18 protein-coding genes are annotated in these 17,063 nt (G+C 62.7%); 8 read left to right on the top strand and 10 right to left on the bottom strand.

Going from position 1 to position 17,063, the window contains the following annotated elements:
* Positions 1–4: 4 nt before the first annotated feature.
* From HYH07_RS13275 to HYH07_RS13260, 4 genes are all read left to right on the top strand, one after another.
* The gene (locus HYH07_RS13275) at positions 5–1,120 is read left to right on the top strand and encodes a substrate-binding domain-containing protein (protein ID WP_220002909.1); all 1,116 of its coding nucleotides are present in this window, start codon (positions 5–7) and stop codon (positions 1,118–1,120) included.
* 78 nt (positions 1,121–1,198) lie between these two features.
* Positions 1,199–2,563: an FGGY-family carbohydrate kinase gene (locus HYH07_RS13270; protein ID WP_220002908.1), complete on the top strand. Its 1,365-nt coding sequence runs from the start codon at positions 1,199–1,201 to the stop codon at positions 2,561–2,563.
* Positions 2,564–2,653: 90 nt separating this feature from the next.
* Entirely contained in the window at positions 2,654–3,088 is a 435-nt protein-coding gene (locus HYH07_RS13265; RefSeq protein WP_220002907.1) for a VOC family protein, read from the top strand.
* A 19-nt stretch (positions 3,089–3,107) separates the two neighbouring features.
* Complete coding sequence (locus HYH07_RS13260) at positions 3,108–3,830, top strand: DUF72 domain-containing protein (protein ID WP_220002906.1); 723 nt, start codon at positions 3,108–3,110, stop codon at positions 3,828–3,830.
* A 2-nt stretch (positions 3,831–3,832) separates the two neighbouring features.
* On the opposite strand, the gene HYH07_RS13255 is transcribed toward HYH07_RS13260, so the two are convergent.
* The 3 genes from HYH07_RS13255 to HYH07_RS13245 form a co-directional block, all read right to left on the bottom strand.
* Positions 3,833–4,006 carry a hypothetical protein gene (locus HYH07_RS13255; protein ID WP_220002905.1) on the bottom strand — a complete coding sequence of 58 codons (174 nt, stop codon included), beginning with the start codon at positions 4,004–4,006 and terminating at the stop codon, positions 3,833–3,835.
* Positions 4,007–4,022: 16 nt separating this feature from the next.
* On the bottom strand, positions 4,023–5,099 hold the full coding sequence (locus HYH07_RS13250) for a flavodoxin family protein (protein ID WP_220002904.1): 1,077 nt from the start codon (positions 5,097–5,099) through the stop codon (positions 4,023–4,025).
* Positions 5,100–5,992: 893 nt separating this feature from the next.
* Positions 5,993–6,775, bottom strand: coding sequence for an SDR family oxidoreductase (locus HYH07_RS13245; protein WP_220002903.1), 783 nt, complete (start codon positions 6,773–6,775; stop codon positions 5,993–5,995).
* A gap of 177 nt (positions 6,776–6,952) precedes the next feature.
* Between HYH07_RS13245 and HYH07_RS13240 the strand changes: the two genes are divergently transcribed.
* Genes HYH07_RS13240 through HYH07_RS13230 form a run of 3 tightly spaced genes read left to right on the top strand, consistent with a single transcriptional unit; the run spans position 6,953 to position 9,801 of the window.
* A complete protein-coding gene (locus HYH07_RS13240) occupies positions 6,953–8,128 on the top strand; it encodes a zinc-dependent alcohol dehydrogenase (RefSeq protein ID WP_220002902.1) in 1,176 nt (391 codons plus the stop codon).
* A 10-nt stretch (positions 8,129–8,138) separates the two neighbouring features.
* Positions 8,139–8,684 carry a hypothetical protein gene (locus HYH07_RS13235; RefSeq protein WP_220002901.1) on the top strand — a complete coding sequence of 182 codons (546 nt, stop codon included), beginning with the start codon at positions 8,139–8,141 and terminating at the stop codon, positions 8,682–8,684.
* Positions 8,671–9,801: a DUF305 domain-containing protein gene (locus tag HYH07_RS13230; protein ID WP_220002900.1), complete on the top strand. Its 1,131-nt coding sequence runs from the start codon at positions 8,671–8,673 to the stop codon at positions 9,799–9,801. The genes HYH07_RS13235 and HYH07_RS13230 overlap by 14 nt, the downstream gene beginning before the upstream one ends.
* A gap of 13 nt (positions 9,802–9,814) precedes the next feature.
* On the opposite strand, the gene HYH07_RS13225 is transcribed toward HYH07_RS13230, so the two are convergent.
* Positions 9,815–10,423, bottom strand: a complete 609-nt coding sequence (locus tag HYH07_RS13225) for a cysteine hydrolase family protein (protein WP_220002899.1) — start codon at positions 10,421–10,423, stop codon at positions 9,815–9,817.
* A gap of 114 nt (positions 10,424–10,537) precedes the next feature.
* On the opposite strand from HYH07_RS13225, the gene HYH07_RS13220 reads away from it, so the two are divergent.
* Positions 10,538–11,053 (top strand): ferritin-like domain-containing protein, encoded by a 516-nt coding sequence (locus HYH07_RS13220; protein ID WP_220002898.1) that lies wholly within the window; start codon positions 10,538–10,540, stop codon positions 11,051–11,053.
* A gap of 102 nt (positions 11,054–11,155) precedes the next feature.
* Here HYH07_RS13220 and HYH07_RS13215 read toward each other — a convergent pair whose 3' ends face one another.
* The 6 genes from HYH07_RS13215 to HYH07_RS13190 all read right to left on the bottom strand — a co-directional run bounded on the left by HYH07_RS13215 (position 11,156) and on the right by HYH07_RS13190 (position 17,013).
* On the bottom strand, positions 11,156–11,734 hold the full coding sequence (locus tag HYH07_RS13215; protein ID WP_220002897.1) for a histidine phosphatase family protein: 579 nt from the start codon (positions 11,732–11,734) through the stop codon (positions 11,156–11,158).
* A 55-nt stretch (positions 11,735–11,789) separates the two neighbouring features.
* The gene (locus HYH07_RS13210) at positions 11,790–12,869 is read right to left on the bottom strand and encodes an ABC transporter ATP-binding protein (protein ID WP_220002896.1); all 1,080 of its coding nucleotides are present in this window, start codon (positions 12,867–12,869) and stop codon (positions 11,790–11,792) included.
* Positions 12,870–12,878: 9 nt separating this feature from the next.
* Positions 12,879–13,712, bottom strand: a complete 834-nt coding sequence (locus HYH07_RS13205; protein WP_220002895.1) for a carbohydrate ABC transporter permease — start codon at positions 13,710–13,712, stop codon at positions 12,879–12,881.
* Positions 13,713–13,721: 9 nt separating this feature from the next.
* On the bottom strand, positions 13,722–14,672 hold the full coding sequence (locus tag HYH07_RS13200; protein WP_409363893.1) for a carbohydrate ABC transporter permease: 951 nt from the start codon (positions 14,670–14,672) through the stop codon (positions 13,722–13,724).
* Positions 14,673–14,804: 132 nt separating this feature from the next.
* Positions 14,805–16,067 carry an ABC transporter substrate-binding protein gene (locus HYH07_RS13195; protein WP_220002894.1) on the bottom strand — a complete coding sequence of 421 codons (1,263 nt, stop codon included), beginning with the start codon at positions 16,065–16,067 and terminating at the stop codon, positions 14,805–14,807.
* A 1-nt stretch (position 16,068) separates the two neighbouring features.
* Positions 16,069–17,013 (bottom strand): N-acetylmuramic acid 6-phosphate etherase, encoded by a 945-nt coding sequence (locus tag HYH07_RS13190; RefSeq protein ID WP_220002893.1) that lies wholly within the window; start codon positions 17,011–17,013, stop codon positions 16,069–16,071.
* Positions 17,014–17,063 lie beyond the last annotated feature (50 nt).

Raw genomic sequence — 17,063 nt, 5'->3', positions numbered from 1 at the left:
CAAGATGAAGCTCGGATTAGCTGCTGCATTCCTCGGCGCGACGCTGCTGGCCGGAACGGCCTCGGCCGCGGACAAGAGATGGGACGGCGCGGATGACCTGCCGGTCAATCCGCTCGCCTGTTCGGCTGGCGAAGCCAATGCCGCGCCCGCGGCCAAACCTTATGATGGTGGCAAGCCGACAAATGCGGCCGACAAGGCCGGCAAACCGATCACGCTGGTCGACGTGCCGAAGCTGATCGGCATCGGCTATTTCAATGCGACATCGAAAGGCATGCAGGATGCCGCCAAGGCGCTCGGCAATGTCACGGTGAAGACCGACGGCCCGACCGAGGCCAAGATCGACGAGCAGATCAAGTTCATCGACAATTACATCACCAGCGGCGTCGACGGCATTCTCTTCGCTGCCAACGATCCGGTGGCGATCGCGCCGGTGCTGAAGAAGGCGCTGTCGAAGGGCATCCACGTCGTCGGCTATGACGCCAATTCGACGCCCGATGCACGCGAATGGTTCGTCAATCAGGCTGAATTCAACGGCATCGCCAAGGCGATGATCGATTCGATGGCCAAGGAGGCCGGCGAGGACAAGAGCTTTGCGATCGTCACCTCGACTTTCACAACGCCGAACCAGGCACGCTGGATCGCCGAAATGTGGGCCTATGCGCAAAAGTGCCATCCCAAGCTGACATGGCTGGAAACGGTCGAGGCGCAGGAGGACAACAACCTGTCCTTCAACCAGGCGACGACGCTGATCAACAAGCATGGCGACAAGCTGGCGGGCCTGTTCGGCATGACTTCGGTCGCAACGCCCGCCTCCGCGGAAGCCGTCACCAAGGCCAAGCTCTGCGGCAAGGTCGCGGTGGTCGGTCTCGCCACGCCCAACGCGATGAAGCCGTATGTCAATGCGGACTGCGTCAAGTCGGTCGTGCTGTGGAATCCGGTCGATCTCGGCTATGCCGCGACCTATGTGGTGCGCGCCGTGGTCGACGGCAGCCTGAAGCCGGGCGCGACCTCCGTCGAAGCGGGCAAGCTCGGCAAGCTGAACGTGGTCAATGGCAGCGAGATCCTGCTTGGCTCGCCCTTCATCTTCACCAAGCAGAACATCAAGGACTTCGATTTCTGATCTGAACGCCTCGCCCGGCCGCCGAGCGCGGTCGGGCGAGGCTGGTTGCCGAGATGCTCCACCCGCCTTGAGTTGACGATGAGCCAGACGGTCGCAGTCCTCGACATCGGCAAGACCAACATCAAGCTTGTCTTGTTCGATCGCGGCCGGCTGCTCTGGGAAAAGTCGGCGCCCAATCGCATTCGGTCGGGGCCGCCATATCCGCACGAAGACGTCGAGAGTGCATGGAGCTTCTTCCTCGATGCGCTTCGTGAAGCCGCAAGCACACATCAGATCAATGCGATTGTTCCGACCGCGCATGGCGCTGCCGGCGCTTTGATCGGCGAGGGCGAACTCGCCGCGCCGGTCATGGACTACGAATTCACTGACATGGACGCGATCGAGGCCGACTATGCCGCCCTGCGCCCGCCCTTTTCGGAGACTCTTTCGCCGAAGCTGCCGGCCGGCCTCAATCTCGGCCGCCAGCTCGCCTACCAGAAATGGCGCTGTCCGGACCTCTTCGCCAAGGCGAGGCATTTCGTCGGCTATCCACAATATTGGGCCTGGCGCCTGAGCGGCGTCGCCATCTCCGAAGTCACCACGATCGGTGCTCATACGGATCTCTGGGCGCCGCGGCGAGGGCAGGTTTCGAGCCTCGTCAGAGCTCTTGGCATCGACCGTCTGCTGCCGCCGATGCGCCGCGCCTTTGATCCTCTCGGTCCGATCAAACCCGAAATCGCCGCCGCATGCGGGCTCGCGTCTGACACGCCGATCTTTTGCGGTATCCACGATTCCAACGCTTCACTTCTGCCCTACCTCGTCTCACGCCAGGCGCCGTTCACCGTGCTGTCGACCGGAACCTGGGTCATCCTGATGAGCGTGGGTCTTTCGCTCGATCAGCTCGATCCTCGCGACGACACGCTCGCCAATGTCGACGCGCTGGGCCGCCCGATCGCCTGCGGACGCTTCATGGGTGGACGCGAATACGCCGTCATCGCGGAGAGCGGCGGCAACGCGGACATCGACACGATCGAGCGCGTCATCGCCTCCGGCGCGATGGCCCTGCCCTGCTTCTCCGGCCAGGGCGGACCTTATGCGACGACCGCGGGCGTGGTCCGCGGTGAAGTCGCAGCGCAGGATCGGGCCGCACTTGCGACGCTATATTGCGCGCTCGTCAGCGATCTGATGCTGACACGCATGGGAGCGGCCATCGGGGACCTCATCATCGAAGGAACTTTCGCTCGCAATCTTCTCTTCTGTCAGACGCTCGGTACGCTGCGCCCGTCGCAGCATGTCTTTGCGGCGGAGGACGCCTCAGGCACGGCACGCGGGGCGGCAATGCTTGCGCAATGGCCCCCTTCTTACCGGATGGCGGAGCCGGCCCCTGTCGCTCCGATTCCGATGTCCGGCCTCGATGCTTATCGTAAGGCCTGGACGGCAACAGTCGACTTGATCGCTCGGTGAGCCAGCACCGAACCGGTGATCAGCGCTCGCGTCAAATCGAAAACGGAACCAACACGCTGATTCGTGCCTTGAAGATCAAGGAGGATCAAGATGATCCATCACGTCTCGGTAGGCACAAACGACGTTGGCCGCGCGAAGGCATTTTACGACCCGCTCATGCGGCTGATCGGCTTTCGCCTCATCAAGGTCTCGCCGACGGCAGTTCACTATGGCGCCTCCGACATCGCCTTCAGCCTCGAAACGCCGATCGACGGCCACCCGGCATCTGCAGGCAATGGAGTGCACATCGCCTTTCAAGCGCCCGACCGGGACACCGTCAGGCGCTTCCACCAGATCGCCCTCGCCCAGGGCGGAGCCGACGAAGGCGCACCCGGAATACGGGCGAACTACAACGCGAATTATTTCGGCGCATTCGTCCGTGATCCTGACGGCAACAAGATCGAGGCTGTCACCTATACCGCCAGGGAGAGCTTCGATTTGTTGGCGACTTCGACAGATTCTCCGAAAAAGGATGCCGCTCCCTAACAAATGATAAGGCAGCGCGATGGCGCAGGTTTTGGTTGGCACGTCCGGCTGGCACTACGATTCCTGGCGGGGTCCGTTCTTTCCGGACGGCCTGCCGCTGAAGCAGCAGCTGCGTTACTACGCCAGCCAGTTCGCGACCACGGAGCTGAATGGAGTATTCTACCGAACGCCGACACCCGAGGCGGTCGAAGCCTGGCGCGAACAGACCGGCCGTGACTTCGTGTTCGCCTGGAAGGCGTCCAAATTCATCACGCATTGGAAGCGCCTGACCGATCGCTCGCAAAACAGTCTGGAGCTGCTGGAAGACCGCATGTCATTGCTGCGCGGCAAGGCAGGACCGATCCTTTTTCAACTGCCACCGCAGTTCGAAGCGAACGCCGACAGGCTCGGCTCCTTCTTCAAGCTGTTGTCGCGGAAACGCCGCTACAGCTTCGAATTTCGTCACCCGAGCTGGTATCAGCCCCGCATCCTGCGAATGCTGGCTGACGAAAACATGTCGCTCTGCCTGTCGGACCACCACGATGCGCCCGCACCCTGGAAGCGCACGGCAGATTTCGTCTATGTGCGCGGCCACGGCCCGAGCGGACGCTATCACGGCCACTATACCGGGCCGATGCTGGCGCAATGGGCGCGCCGCATCAAATCCTGGAAGCGGCAAGGCTGCGATGTCTACGTCTATTTCGACAATGACCAGAAGAGCGCCGCGCCTGCCGACGCACTGAAGCTGAAGGCGCTGCTCTAGCGTCAGGGCCCGCCGGCAACGGAGCCTGCGATCACCATGACAAGCTCGGCAAGGTCGATCTTTCCATTGACGACCAGTTCCTCCGAAGACCCCTCGACCTTCAGCGCGTGCGGCCGGTTGGCCGCCTGACGCTTGAGTTCGCCGATGATGGATTCCTTGAGTTTCTCTTCGAGCATCCGTCCTCTCCAACTTTTATTTGGGGTTCGGGTCTTCAAGACCGGCGCCCGGCTCTCCAAACTGCCCGTTCCGCGCAAGCCGGACGGCATTGCCGAGCGCACGTGCCGCATTCAAAACCTCCCGCTGAAACGCATGGTCTTCATCCAGCTCGTGATGCGAGGTGGCATATTGCTCCATGTAGCCAACATAGCCGTCGAGCTCGCCGAAGCGGCCCGCGGAGATCAGGTGCATGTCGGTCAGCCAATCCGATAATGTTCGGCGCACGCCCTCGGCACCGACACTGTCGCCGTGAACGATGAGCCCGAAATGACGGCCGGCGAGATGGCGCGGATAGGGCCAGCCCTTCAGCTCGATGGCCTTGGCCTCGACGGCCTTCTTGCCGTGCGTCGATGTCGGGTCGGGGTTACCGCCATCGGCGCAGACCAGGCGATCCATCATCGCCTTGAGGCCGCCCGGCGCATGATACCAGTTCACCGGCGTCACGATCAGGATGCCGTGGGCCGCGACCCAGAGCGGATAGATCTCGTTCATCCAGTCGTCGGTCTGACCCAGCGAATAATTTGGATAGCAGCTGCAGGGCCAGTGGCACAACGGCATCGCGGTGGAGACGCAGGACTTGCAGGGATGAATGGACTTGCCGAACTCCGATGTCAGACGGGACAGATCCAGGATGTCGACAGCAAAGCCCATCTCGATAAAGACAGGCTCCGCGAGCTTGACCATGCGCCAGGTCTTTGACATCTCGCCGGGACAGGTATGCTCGCTGCGCGCCGAGCCGTTGATGACGAGGATACGCGGCACAGCGCTGGCGTCGTCGTGTCGGCGCTGCGCCTTCAGGATCGCGTCACGCGCCGCCAGCCAGTCGACGGCGAGATCATAGTCGGCATCAGCAAAGCCAGGGCCAGCCTTACGAGTCACCGGCGCTTTGCGCGAATGGCTGTAAGCATCCCAGGCAGCGCCGACGATCGCATCGAGCTCCCGCTCAAGCGGAGCAAAGACAGGATCGACGAACCGGCTCCTGTAACGGCTTTCGAACTCCTCACGCGACAGCTTGACGGGCGGCATCCCCTTGCGAACGTCCGGTTCCGCCATGCTGGCTCCTTGCGAAGATGGGTGTGATCGGCCCAACCCGAGAGGGCCCCATGCGGTTCCTACCTTCGCCAATCCACCCCACACTCAGGACTCGCGTTCGCGTTCTCGCGGCGCAGCGCGCCCGAGCTTTGTTTCATCGCCTTAACCCTCAATGAAAGAGGGTGCAGGGAAGGCCGGGTGCCCGACTGGCACCCGCGGTCCACTGTGCGATAGTCTGCGCTACAAGAGGCTGCACAGCGGCATACAGGTGAAGCCGCAACATCCGGCCTTCCCTGCGCAGTGGTTTGACGGCTTATGTCGTGATCTCCCCGGGGAGCGATGCACTATTGCCCCCGTCGTCTCGCAGATGACTGAGGTGCACGTCCGGTTGGACATCGCACCTCACCACGAGCCTTGGCGCACAGGCTCCGGGCGCCAGGACCACACGATTTTGCCGTACGCAGGAACCACACCGGTCGTTTGCGCGATGGTTTCGCTCACGGTTGCCCGCCCTGCAAAGCCTGATCGCGCCGATGTGACCCACGCCCACCGCCGTCCGGCCCGCGTCGTGACGATCGCGATACGCCCCTCTTCCATGGGCCGGGTTGCGACGACACATACGCCATTTCCGAATTTCGGTAAAGCGGAATATATTTGCCGACGGATATTGCCCCACGCCTTGCGTGTTTTGCCCGACGGGCAGCGCAAGGTGTTGTAGCCCAAGACATCGAACCAAAACCGCCTGATGGCGTTAACCCCGGCACCGCCGGGTGACAACCGGACACAACAGGGACCGATGGACGTGGCGCATTTTTTCCGGTTTCTGCCCACGACATCAACGCATCGGTACGCGCTGACATCTAACCTGTTCCCGGCGCGTGCAGCCTTCCCGCCGCACGCACCAGCCTTCCTTCCTACTGCTTTGCCGTGCCTGGCTCGGCCATCTTGCGATGCTGCCGCGCCAGCATCTCGTTCGGCGTGACATTGGCGACCGTCGTCTGAATCTTGTTCTTCATGCCGGTGACGATATCGGACTCGCCGCGCAGCATCGCGTCGAAGCCTGCTTTCGCGACCTCATGCGCGTCGTCCTTCTCCTCGGTGCCGACCTTGGTATCCATCATGTCGGCGCGCCGGAAGAATTCGGTCTCGGTCGCACCGGGCATCAGGCAGGTGACGGTAATGCCGCTGTCACGCAGTTCCTCGCGCAATGCGAAAGAGAAAGAATCGAGGAACGCCTTGGTGCCGTTGTAGACGGCCTGAAAGCTGCCGGGCATGAAGCCGGCGATCGAGCCGGTGATCAGGATGCGCCCGGAACCTCGTCGCAGCATCTCGTTGCCGGCGCGATGGATCAAATAGAGGGTACCGGTGAGATTGGTATCGATGACGCGCCTGACGCGCGTGAAATCCTGATCAAGGAACGCTTTGCCGAGGCCGACGCCGGCGTTGGCCAAGAGCGCGTCGATCGGACGGTCGCCGACCGCGGCGCAGAGCTTGTCGACGCCTTCCGTCGTGGCGAGATCGGCCTCGACCGCCTCCACGCTGGCACCGCTGTTGCGGAGTTCGGTGGCGGCCTGCTGGATAGCCGGCTCGTTCGCGGCAATGACGAGGTCGAAGCCGTCTTCAGCACAGCATCTGGCGAGTTCCAGGCCGATACCGGTGGAGGCCCCGGTGGCGACGGCGAGTTGGTTGGCGGGCATGGGCGGATGTCCTTGAGGTTGAGGTGATGACGCCCAATCGCTCCGCCACCCCCTCGTTCCTATCGGCACGCAAGCCAGCCGGTTACAGAATTTGCGCGCCCGATAGCAACCATCGTTCCATCCTGGACTTAGATGCCTCGTAGCTCAGGCGGAGCACGATTCAGGCGGAGCACGGACATGAAGGCGCTGGTTTGGCACGGCAAGGAGGACATCAGGTGCGACACGGTCACCGACCCTGAAATCCAGGATCCGCGCGATGCGATCATCAAGGTCACCAGCTGCGCGATCTGCGGCTCAGATCTCCACCTCTTTCACAACTACATCCCCGGGATGATGCCGGGCGACATCATGGGCCATGAGACCATGGGCGAAGTGGTCGAGGTCGGCGCCGGCGTCGACGGCAAGCTGAAGAAGGGCGATCGCATCGTCGTTCCCTTCACGATCATTTGCGGGGAATGCGAGCAGTGCAAGCGCGGTAATTTCTCGGTCTGCGAGACCACCAATCGCAAGCGCCATCTCGCCGACAAGGCGTTCGGACATGCGACCGCCGGCCTGTTCGGCTACACCCATCTGACCGGCGGCTATCCTGGCGGCCAAGCCGAGTATCTGCGCGTTCCCTTCGCCGACGCCACTCACATCAAGGTTCCCGCCGGCATCCCTGATGAGCAGCTGCTGTTTCTCAGCGATATCTTCCCGACCGGCTGGCAGGCAGCCGTGCAATGCGACATCGTGCCGACCGACACGGTTGCGATCTGGGGCTGCGGGCCCGTGGGCCAGATGGCCATCCGGAGCGCGATGCTGCTAGGCGCCAATCAGGTCATTGCGATCGACTGCCTGCCGGAACGGCTGAGCATGGCCGAGGCAGCCGGCGCCACCACGATCAATTTTGAGACCGAGAGCGTGCTGGAACGGCTGAAGGAGCTCACTGACGGCAAGGGTCCGGAAAAATGCATCGACTGCGTCGGCATGGAAGCGCATGTGATGGCCTCCCTGCCCGACACCGTGCTCGATCGCGCCAAGCAGATCGTGATGCTGGAGAGCGACCGGCCGCACGTGCTGCGCGAGATGATCTATGTCTGCCGGCCCGGCGGCATCATCTCGGTACCCGGCGTCTACAGCGGTTTTTCCGACATGCTGCCGATGGGCGCCTTCATGAACAAGGGGCTGACGATGCGGACCGGCCAGACCCACGTCAACCGCTGGACCGACGATTTACTCCGTCGCATCGAGGAGGGCGAGATCGATCCGTCCTTCGTCATCACCCACACCGTGCCGCTCAACCAAGGTCCCGAGATGTACCAGCTGTTCCGAGACAAGCGGGATTCCTGCGTCAAGGTCGTGCTGAAGCCCTGAAGGAGCCATCATGTTTCATTTCTCCAATATCGTGCGCTCCAAGGGTGATCCGACGATCGTCGAGAGCGGACCCAGCCTGAAGCGGCCGCAAGACCAGCTGGCACGCGCGCTTGGCTGGTTCAGCCTCGGCCTCGGCGTCGTGGAGCTGCTGGCGCCGCGGCGGGTCACGGAAACGCTGGGCATGGAGGGCAGCGAGACCATGGTTCGCGCCTTCGGCGTCCGCGAGATCGTAGCTGGGATCATGTCGCTGTCCGTCGAGAAGAATGCCGGCCTCTGGGCCCGAGTCGGCGGCGACGGCCTCGATGCAGCCGCATTGCTCTCCGGCCTGACATCCGACAATCCCAAGAAGGGCAACATCGCGCTGGCGTTGCTGATGGTCGGCGGCATCGCCATGCTCGACTATCGCGCAGCACAGCATACCAAGCCGCGGCGACCGCCGCGCGATGCAAAACGCAAGCTCTATCCCGGCCGCAGCGGCTTCCCGAAAGGAGTGAAGGCGGCGAAGGATCGTGCGAAGGACATGATCCAGCACGCAACGGCCGGTGTCACTTCCTGACGAGCCTGGCCCAGGGCGGCGGCGACGCTCACGCTGGATCGCCGCCGTCGCGCTCGGACTGATCAGCAGCAGCTTCTCGACGATCGTCAGCCAGCTCTTCGCCGCTCGCATCGGACGTGACGCAGCCGTCGACTGGATGACCGTTGCGGCCATTCCGGCGCGCGACTGGGCGATCGGCGCCGAGCCGAGCTGGAGTGCGATCGTCACCGGCATCGCCTTCCATCAATGGGCAGATTTCTCGTGGGCGGTGTTCTTCTTTGGTGTGCTCGGGCGCTGGACCGCGAACCTGCGACCCCAGACAATCCTGCTGCTGGCCTTGCCCTGGGCGGTGTTCACTTCGAGCATGGAATGGTTCGTGCTGGTGCCGCTGTTTCCGTTCTGGCAGCCGCTCTTCAGCCTTCAGCAACCCTACTGGATCGGCCTGCTCGTTCATGGCTCTTCGGCCGTGATGTATCCGCTGTTCGCCAGGTTGCGCTGGCGCCGTGGCCAGGCACCGGCGCAGGTCGTCGCCTTCACCAATGCATGGGGCGCGGGCGCCGTGTCGGTCATCGTACTGTTGGGGACTATCGCCCTGTTCGGCAGCGGTGGCTACGAGATGCCATGGCGGGGACACGACAGGGAGGCGGACCAGACCTATCTCCGACACATGACGACGCATCATGAGCAGGGCGTCGGGCTGGCTCGGTTCGCCGCCGCCCATGCCCGCGATCAGCATCTGCGCAAGCTGGCCATGCTGATGGTCGCGAGCCAGACCGGCGAGATCAGGATTTTCGCGCATTGGTGGCTGAGCTGGTTCGATACGGATATCCCCGATTGCACCGCCGAGGAGCGCGCCGCCATGCCTGGCTTCCTGACGCCGGTCGAGATGCGGCTGGTCAAGCTTGCCCCGCCTGATCAGTTCGATGCTGTTTTCGTCGAGATGATGAGCCGGCACCACCGCGGAGCGGTGAAGATGGCGGACCAGATGTGGCACAGCGGTGGCGATCCGCGCCTGCGCGTGATGGCCCATGCCATCCGCCACGAGCAGCAGGGCGAGATCGCGTTGATGCAGGGAATGAGCGGCCTTGACGCGGTCGTCATTGCGACGCGGAACATGCTGGGAGACAATGTCAATTGATCGCGAGGCGTCATCACTCGCGCCAGAGCTCCATCAGCTCCTCGCTGGTCACCAGATCGACCTGGCCGTGAAACCGCGTGCGGTACATCGTCATCAGCGCGTCGTGGCCGACATCGGACGAGCTGCACAACGCGTCCTCCACGAGGACGACCCTGAAACCAATGTCGACGGCGCTCAGAACCGTCGACAACACGCAGACATCGGTCTCCGCGCCGGTGACGACGACGGTCCCGACGCCCTTTTCTACCAGTAGACTTGCCAGGGCCGGATTGCTGAAGGCGGAATAGGCCGGTTTGTCGATGATGCGAACCGGAGGAACGTAGCGGGCCAACGCCGGCACGAGGTCGAGAGCGGATGACGGAAGATGGTTTCGCGTTGCCTGGTGCCAGCGCCGAAAATAATTCTGCCACTGCCCTGGACGATCCTCCGGCACCTTCGGCGTGATGAAGCGTGTAAAGATGGTGCGGGCCTGGTAGCGCGACACGATCGAGACGATCGTCGGCAGAACCCGCTCCATCCAGGGCGTGGCCCAAAGACCACCCGGGGCGAAGATATTCTGCATGTCGATGCAGAGATGGACTGCATCCCGGATTTCGGTGACGTCCGACTTGCTGTCCCTCATCGTCCTCCACCGTCGCCATCCCGCGACATTCTGGCCGGCGTTCGCGCATCCGTACTAGGAACCTGCCCGGGGGCGAGGCGTTCCAAAGCAACATTCTAAAAGGAGACATCGAATATGGGCTTCTTTACCAGGGACATTAAGTCGATGGAGGATCTGCTGATGCACGGCCTCCAGGACATCTATTATGCCGAGCAACAGATTCTGAAAGCGCTTCCCAAGATGATCGACAAGGCCACCAACCGCGACCTCGTTGCGGGTTTGAAAGCGCATCTGGAGGAGACCAACAAGCAGGTCGAGCGGCTCGACAAGGTGTTTGCCAAGCTCGGCAAGCAGCCGAGCGGCACCGACTGCCCGGCCATCGACGGCCTCATCAAGGAAGCCGACGAGACCGCCGGCGAGATCGAGGACAAGGCGGTTCTCGATGCGGCGATCGTCGCCAACGCGCAGGCCGTCGAGCACTACGAAATGTGCCGATACGGCACGCTGATCGCCTGGGCAGAGGAGCTCGGCCACGACGAGATCGTGCGGTTCCTCACCACCAATTTGAACGAGGAAAAGGCCGCAAACACCAAGCTCAATACGGTGGCGATGCGGAAGGGCGTGAACGCGAAGGCATCGAGTGCCGCGTGATAGCCCGCGCCAGACAAGGTGCCGTAAGACTGGTTGCGTGGCGGGCACTCGCCCTCGGCGTTGCGATCGCGACCACCCTGCTCTCCACCGGTCGAAGCGCCATCACAGCTCTTCGAGGCGGCGCCAGCCGTGCAGGACGCGCCGCTCTTGCGAGGTGAATGCGAAGAAGCAGCCGCCTCCGGCGAGCTGATCATGGACGCGATCAATCGCCAAACCGGCGTAATGGCAATACAAGAGAGTGCCGACGCCACCATGGCCGACAAAGAGCACGTCGCCCGGCGTGCCGCGGGCCAACACATGCTCGACCTCGCCGACGATGCGCAGCTGGGCGTCAACCGCGCGTTCCCAGCCGCGAATGCTGATGTGGGGTTGTCCGAAGAACTGATTGGCCGTCGCCTCGAACTCGTCGGGGAGGAGGAAGCCCGTGGCCGATCGGTCGTTCTCGTGCATCGCCTCGCGCACCTCCACGTCGATACCCAGTTTTGCCGCGATGATCTCGGCGGTCTCGATCGCCTTCCGCTCTCCGCTGGAGATGACCTGCCTGGTTCCCGACAGCCGCCCCGTGGCCGTCACGGTTTCCGTACGCGCTCTGCCAATCTGGCTCAGGCCCCAATCCGGAACCGGAATTGACGGATCGATCGTCACCTGAGGATGGGTCAAATAGCGTACGACATTCGTCATGGATGAACGATCGCCTTACTTGCTTGCAGTCGGCATCGCATCACCTCCAAAGTGCCTATGTCGCAACACGCAGGCCAGAAGCATCGAAGAGGTGGACATCGGGACCCGCAGCAACGAGTGTCACCGTCTCGCCCGGCGCCGGCGTCTGGCGACCGCGGACCTCCGCAACGAACATCTTGCCGTCGGCGCGGCGCAGATAGGCGAAGGAGGCCTCGCCGAGCCGCTCGACCAGTTCGACGACGCCTTCGGCGACGAATGCACCGGCCTCGCCCCGGACAAGATGCTCCGGGCGGACGCCGACCGTCAGCCTGTCGCCGACCTTCAGCGATGCCGCGGGAATGTCGATGGTGCGAAATGCTGCACCCGTCACGCGCGCACGTCCGCCCTCGATGCCCTTGACCTCACCCTCGAAGAAATTCATCGCGGGCGAGCCGATGAAGCCGGCAACGAACAGATTGGCGGGTTCATAATAGAGGTCGAGTGGTTTGCCGACCTGCTCGATGCAGCCCTTGTTCATCACGACGATGCGGTCGGCAAGCGTCATCGCCTCGACCTGATCGTGCGTGACATAGACGATCGTCGATTTCAGCAGCCTGTGCAAATTCGCGATCTCGACGCGGGTGGAGACACGCAGGGCTGCGTCGAGATTGGAGAGCGGCTCGTCGAACAGGAAAACAGCGGGCTCGCGCACGATCGCACGGCCGATCGCGACACGCTGACGCTGACCGCCGGACAGATCGCGCGGATAGCGCTCGAGCAGCTCCTCAAGCCGCAGCATGCGCGCCGCCTCTGCGACGCGCCGCTCGCGTTCGGACGGCGGAACGCCGGTGAACTTCAAGCCGAACGTCATGTTCTTGCGCACATTCATGTGCGGATAGAGTGCGTAGGACTGGAACACCATCGCGATGCCGCGCTCGGCGGGAGCGAGCGTGTTGACGAGCTTGCCGGCGATGTGGATGTCGCCGCCCGATGCACCATCGAGCCCGGCAATCATCCGCAGCAGCGTCGACTTGCCGCAACCTGAAGGACCGACGAGAACGACGAATTCGCCGTCCTCGATGCTCAAATTGACGTCGTTGAGCACCGTCGTCGCGCCATAACGCTTGTTGAGTTGCTCGATGCGCAGATTGGCCATTCTGACAACCTATTTGACTGCGCCGGAGGTGAGGCCCGCGATGAGTTGGCGCGAGAGGATGACGTAGATGATGACGACAGGCAGGATCGCCATCGACAGTGCGGCGAGCACGGAATTCCAGTCGGTGATGTACTGGCCGAGAAACTGCTGCACGCCGAGCGTCACCGTATGGGTCGAATCGCTCGACGTCAGGATCAACGGAAACCACAGGTCGTTCCAGATCGGCACGATGGTGAAAACAGCGACCGTGGCGATGGCCGGCCGCAGCAGCGGGGCGACCACCTCGAAGAAGATGCGGATTTCCGGCACGCCGTCGCAGCGCGCCGCATCGCGCAGATCCTTCGGGATCTGCTGGATGAACTCGCTCAAGATGAAGATCGACATCGGCAGTCCCTGCGCGACATAGACCAGGACCAGGGCCGTCAGCGTGTCGTTGAGCCCGGCGGACCGCATCATGTTCAGGATTGCGACGGAGCCGAGCCGGATCGGCACCATGATGCCGATCGACAGGAACAGCGCCAGCGCCGTCGAACCACGGAAGCGGTACTCGGTCAGCGCCCAGGCCGCCATGGCCCCGAACAGCAGGACCAGCGCCATGCTGACGAGAGTGACGATCAGCGAATTCGAATAGTACAGGAGAATATGGGAGGAGCGGAACACCTTCTCATAGCCGATCAGGCTGAAGGTTGATGCGTCCGGCGGCGCCAGCGGGCTGCCGAAGATGGCGCTGCGCACCTTGAACGAATTCATCACGACAAGCAGGATCGGACCCACGGCCAGGAGGCTGTAGGCGATCAGGACCAGATGGACACCGATGCTCCTTGCGCGCTGATCCGTCGTCATGCCTCCTCCTCAGAAAGCGTAACGGCGGATGCGCCGCTGCACGAGGAAGAGATAGAGGCAGAGACCGAGAAGGATGATGAAGAACATCACGGTCGCGACCGCGGCGCCCATGGTCGGATTGCCGAGCTGGAGCTGATTGCCGAAGAAAGTGCGGTAGAAAAACGTGCCGAGGATGTCGGTAGCGAAATTCGGTCCCGCAAGCGCGCCCTTGACCGAGTAGATCAGGTCGAAAGCGTTGAAATTGGCGACGAAGGTCAGGACCGAGACCAGGCTGATCGTCGGCAGTACCAACGGCAGCTTGATGTGGAAGAAGATGCGGAACTGCCCGAGCCCGTCGACCCGCGCCGCATCGATCAGTTCCTCGGGGATGTTGAGCAGCGCAGCGTAGATCAACATCATCGGGATTCCGACGAACTGCCAGACTGAAATCAGCGACAGGGTGACGAGCGCGCTCGATTCGAGCCCCAGCCAGGGAGCAAAGAGCGAGCCCAGTCCGACCGCCTTCAAGGCGCCGGCGGCGACGCCCCAGAGCGGCGAAAGGATCAAATTCCAGGAGAAGCCGACAATGACGACCGACAGCATCGTCGGGAGAAACATCACGGTGCGATAAAAGCCCTTGAGCCTCACACCCGGCAGGCTGAGCAATCCCGCGAGCGCAATACCGACCGGATTCTGCACGCACATATGCACGATGAAGAAGATCAGGTTGTTGCCGAGCGCATTCCAGAATGGCTTCGACCAGAGCGCATCGCCGAGCAGCGTTTGGAAGTTGGCGAGGCCGACGAAAGCTCGGGCTCCGGACGGATCGCTGGTGTAGGTGGACAGCGCCATCGTCGCGACGAGCGGATAGATCGAAAACAGTGTATAGATCACGACCGCAGGCCCGAGAAAGAACAACAGAAGGCCCGCGAGCTTTGCGCGAGGCATCTGGGCCGTGACATGCGAGACCGGTTCAGCCATGACGGGAAAAGAACAAACCTGACATGCGTTATCGCCGCTGTGTGCTCGTGCCTTCTCCTGGCAGAGCGTGCAGCAACTATCGACCAAGAACAGTCCCTCTCCCCGCGAGAGCGGAGAGAGGGAGACCTCATATCACTTGGCGGGCTTGTACCACTTGTCGAGACCATCCTGGAGCTGCTTGCCGGCAGCTTCGGGCGTCAGCTTGCCGTTGACCACCTGCGCGGACACGTTCCAGAGCTCGTTTTCGAGATTCGGCGTACCGCGCGACAGGATCTGATACGAATTGCGGATCGTCGACTTGCAGGTCTGGCGCCATCCGACCATCGTCGCAGCGACGTCGTCCTCGACCTTCACCGGAGTCTTGCCGAGGGGAAAGAAGCCGGGAAGCGCGTTGGCGTAGATCGTTGCGAATTCCGGCGTCGTCAGCCATTCCAGGAATTTCTTGGCATCCTCCTTGTTCTTCGAGGCTGCGTTGATGCCCATCGCGATGTCGGTGTGATCGGAGATATAGCAATCCGTGGTGCCGGCCGGCTGCGGCGGCGGGAATGCACCCATGGCGAATTTCGCCTGGCCGCGGAATGTCGAGATGTCCCACGAGCCGGCGGCATAGATCGCGCCCTTGCCGAGCGAGAACAGGTTCTGACTGTCGGCGTAGGTTTGCGCCTGGAAGCCCGACCCGAGGTAGGGCGCCCAGCTTGCGATCTCCTTGAAGACCGCGACATATTGCGGATCGGTGAGCTTCTCCTTGCCGGCAATCAGATTGGCCCTGCCCGTCTCGCCTTTCCAATAGTCGGGGCCGATGTTCTGGAAGCCCATGGTCGCGGCCTCCCACTGGTCGGCCGTGCCCATCACCAGCGGGACATAGGTCCCGTCCTTCTTGAACTTCTCGAGCACGGCGTGGAATTCGTCGAGCGTCTTCGGCTCTGATACGCCGAGCTTGGCGAAGGCTTCCTTGTTGTAGATGAACCCGGCGATGACGGAGGCGATCGGAACACAGAAGGTGGTCTTGCCGTCGTCGGTCTGCCATGAAGCCTTTGCGACGTCGGAGAAATTGTCCATGCCCTTGATGCCGTCGACGGCATCGAGCTGATGCTTCTGGTAGAGCGCGAGCGAAGCATCGAACGGGCGGCAGGTGATGAGGTCGCCGGCGGTGCCGCCATCGAGCCGCGCGTTGAGGGCGGCGTTGTATTCCTTGGGCGCCGAGGGCGCGAATTCGACCTTGATGTCGGGATAGTGCTTGTTGAAGGCGGGAATGATCTTGGAGTTCCAGATGTCGGCGTCGTCATTGCGCCAGCTCTCGATCTTCAATGAGCCCGCCTCGGCCGATGCCAGCCCCGCGAGCAACGCCAACGCGGCAACCTCAGCTCCCAATCCGGCCTTGAATGTCCGTCTCATGCTACGCTCCCTTGTTCGGGCCTTCGCCCTTGATTCCGCTACCCCTTGCGCGGCGCAAGGCGTCGTCGATGCGGCCTCCCGCAACCGCGAGCCAGTTGACGGCTTCGCTCATGCTGGGGATTCCGCAGGCAATCAACACCGCCGGCTTGACGTCGCCGCCGGCCTCACGCAACGCCGCTGCCGCCTTGGCATCGCTGACGTCAGCGATCGCGGCCACGATCCCGCGCGCCCGCTCGCGCAACTTCGCGTTATCCGCCTTCAGATTGACCATCAGCCCTTGATGAATGTGACCGAGCTCAAGTCCCATCAAGGATGAGAGCATGCCGAGCGCGGCCTTCTGCGCGGCTCCGGCCGCGAGCCGTGTCGACCCGCGCAGCGCCTCCTCCCCGCTTTCGAGCAGGATCGAGGCGTCGGCGACAACGAGCAATGGCGAGACCGGACGGTGCGCGATGCCAATCACGAAGGCGCCGCGGCGACGCGCCTCTGTGGCCGCGGCCACAGTGAACGGCGTCGAGCCGCTCGCCGACACGGCGATCACGGCGTCGCGGGAGAGATCGCCAAGCTCTGCTATCGAACGCTCACCGGCTGCAGCATCGTCCTCGGCCGGGCCGTCGATGCGAAATGGCTCGGCGGTCCCGCCGGGCAGGACAATGGCGATCCGGTTCTGATCAAGACCGAACGTCCCGGGAAGCTCGGCGGCATCTTCGGCCGCCACAAGGCCCGACGACCCCGCGCCGGCATAGACCAGACGTCCACCCGCTCGCCAAATGGCGGCGAGCCGAAGGGCCGCAGTGCGGATGTCACCGGAGACAGAAGCGACCGAAGCAATCGCGCGGCGGTAGGAGGCCAGCATCGCGTCGGCAAACATCGCCTCATCTGAGGTCACGACATCGATGGTGTCGCCGCACCTCTCTCCGCCCGTGTCCAAGTTCGGCAGTACCGACATCGTGAATACCAATGGTAGATACCTCTTGTATTCGTTTTAGACACGTGACA

The sequence above is a fragment of the Bradyrhizobium sp. BR 10261 genome (genome assembly GCF_019455395.1).
GTDB classification, from domain to species: Bacteria; Pseudomonadota; Alphaproteobacteria; order Rhizobiales; family Xanthobacteraceae; genus Bradyrhizobium; species Bradyrhizobium manausense.
The sequence above is the reverse complement of the archived record's forward strand: the minus strand, read 5'-3'. Positions and strand labels throughout refer to the sequence as shown.

Bases quoted from the DNA above. Each gene is read 5' to 3' on its own strand.
- HYH07_RS13275 (WP_220002909.1), top strand. From the start codon at position 5: ATGAAGCTCGGATTAGCTGCTGCATTCCTCGGCGCGACGCTGCTGGCC.
- HYH07_RS13270 (WP_220002908.1), top strand. From the start codon at position 1,199: ATGAGCCAGACGGTCGCAGTCCTCGACATCGGCAAGACCAACATCAAG.
- HYH07_RS13265 (WP_220002907.1), top strand. From the start codon at position 2,654: ATGATCCATCACGTCTCGGTAGGCACAAACGACGTTGGCCGCGCGAAG.
- HYH07_RS13260 (WP_220002906.1), top strand. From the start codon at position 3,108: ATGGCGCAGGTTTTGGTTGGCACGTCCGGCTGGCACTACGATTCCTGG.
- HYH07_RS13255 (WP_220002905.1), bottom strand. From the start codon at position 4,006: ATGCTCGAAGAGAAACTCAAGGAATCCATCATCGGCGAACTCAAGCGT.
- HYH07_RS13250 (WP_220002904.1), bottom strand. From the start codon at position 5,099: ATGGCGGAACCGGACGTTCGCAAGGGGATGCCGCCCGTCAAGCTGTCG.
- HYH07_RS13245 (WP_220002903.1), bottom strand. From the start codon at position 6,775: ATGCCCGCCAACCAACTCGCCGTCGCCACCGGGGCCTCCACCGGTATC.
- HYH07_RS13240 (WP_220002902.1), top strand. From the start codon at position 6,953: ATGAAGGCGCTGGTTTGGCACGGCAAGGAGGACATCAGGTGCGACACG.
- HYH07_RS13235 (WP_220002901.1), top strand. From the start codon at position 8,139: ATGTTTCATTTCTCCAATATCGTGCGCTCCAAGGGTGATCCGACGATC.
- HYH07_RS13225 (WP_220002899.1), bottom strand. From the start codon at position 10,423: ATGAGGGACAGCAAGTCGGACGTCACCGAAATCCGGGATGCAGTCCAT.
- HYH07_RS13220 (WP_220002898.1), top strand. From the start codon at position 10,538: ATGGGCTTCTTTACCAGGGACATTAAGTCGATGGAGGATCTGCTGATG.
- HYH07_RS13215 (WP_220002897.1), bottom strand. From the start codon at position 11,734: ATGACGAATGTCGTACGCTATTTGACCCATCCTCAGGTGACGATCGAT.
- HYH07_RS13210 (WP_220002896.1), bottom strand. From the start codon at position 12,869: ATGGCCAATCTGCGCATCGAGCAACTCAACAAGCGTTATGGCGCGACG.
- HYH07_RS13205 (WP_220002895.1), bottom strand. From the start codon at position 13,712: ATGACGACGGATCAGCGCGCAAGGAGCATCGGTGTCCATCTGGTCCTG.
- HYH07_RS13200 (WP_409363893.1), bottom strand. From the start codon at position 14,672: ATGGCTGAACCGGTCTCGCATGTCACGGCCCAGATGCCTCGCGCAAAG.
- HYH07_RS13195 (WP_220002894.1), bottom strand. From the start codon at position 16,067: ATGAGACGGACATTCAAGGCCGGATTGGGAGCTGAGGTTGCCGCGTTG.
- HYH07_RS13190 (WP_220002893.1), bottom strand. From the start codon at position 17,013: ATGTCGGTACTGCCGAACTTGGACACGGGCGGAGAGAGGTGCGGCGAC.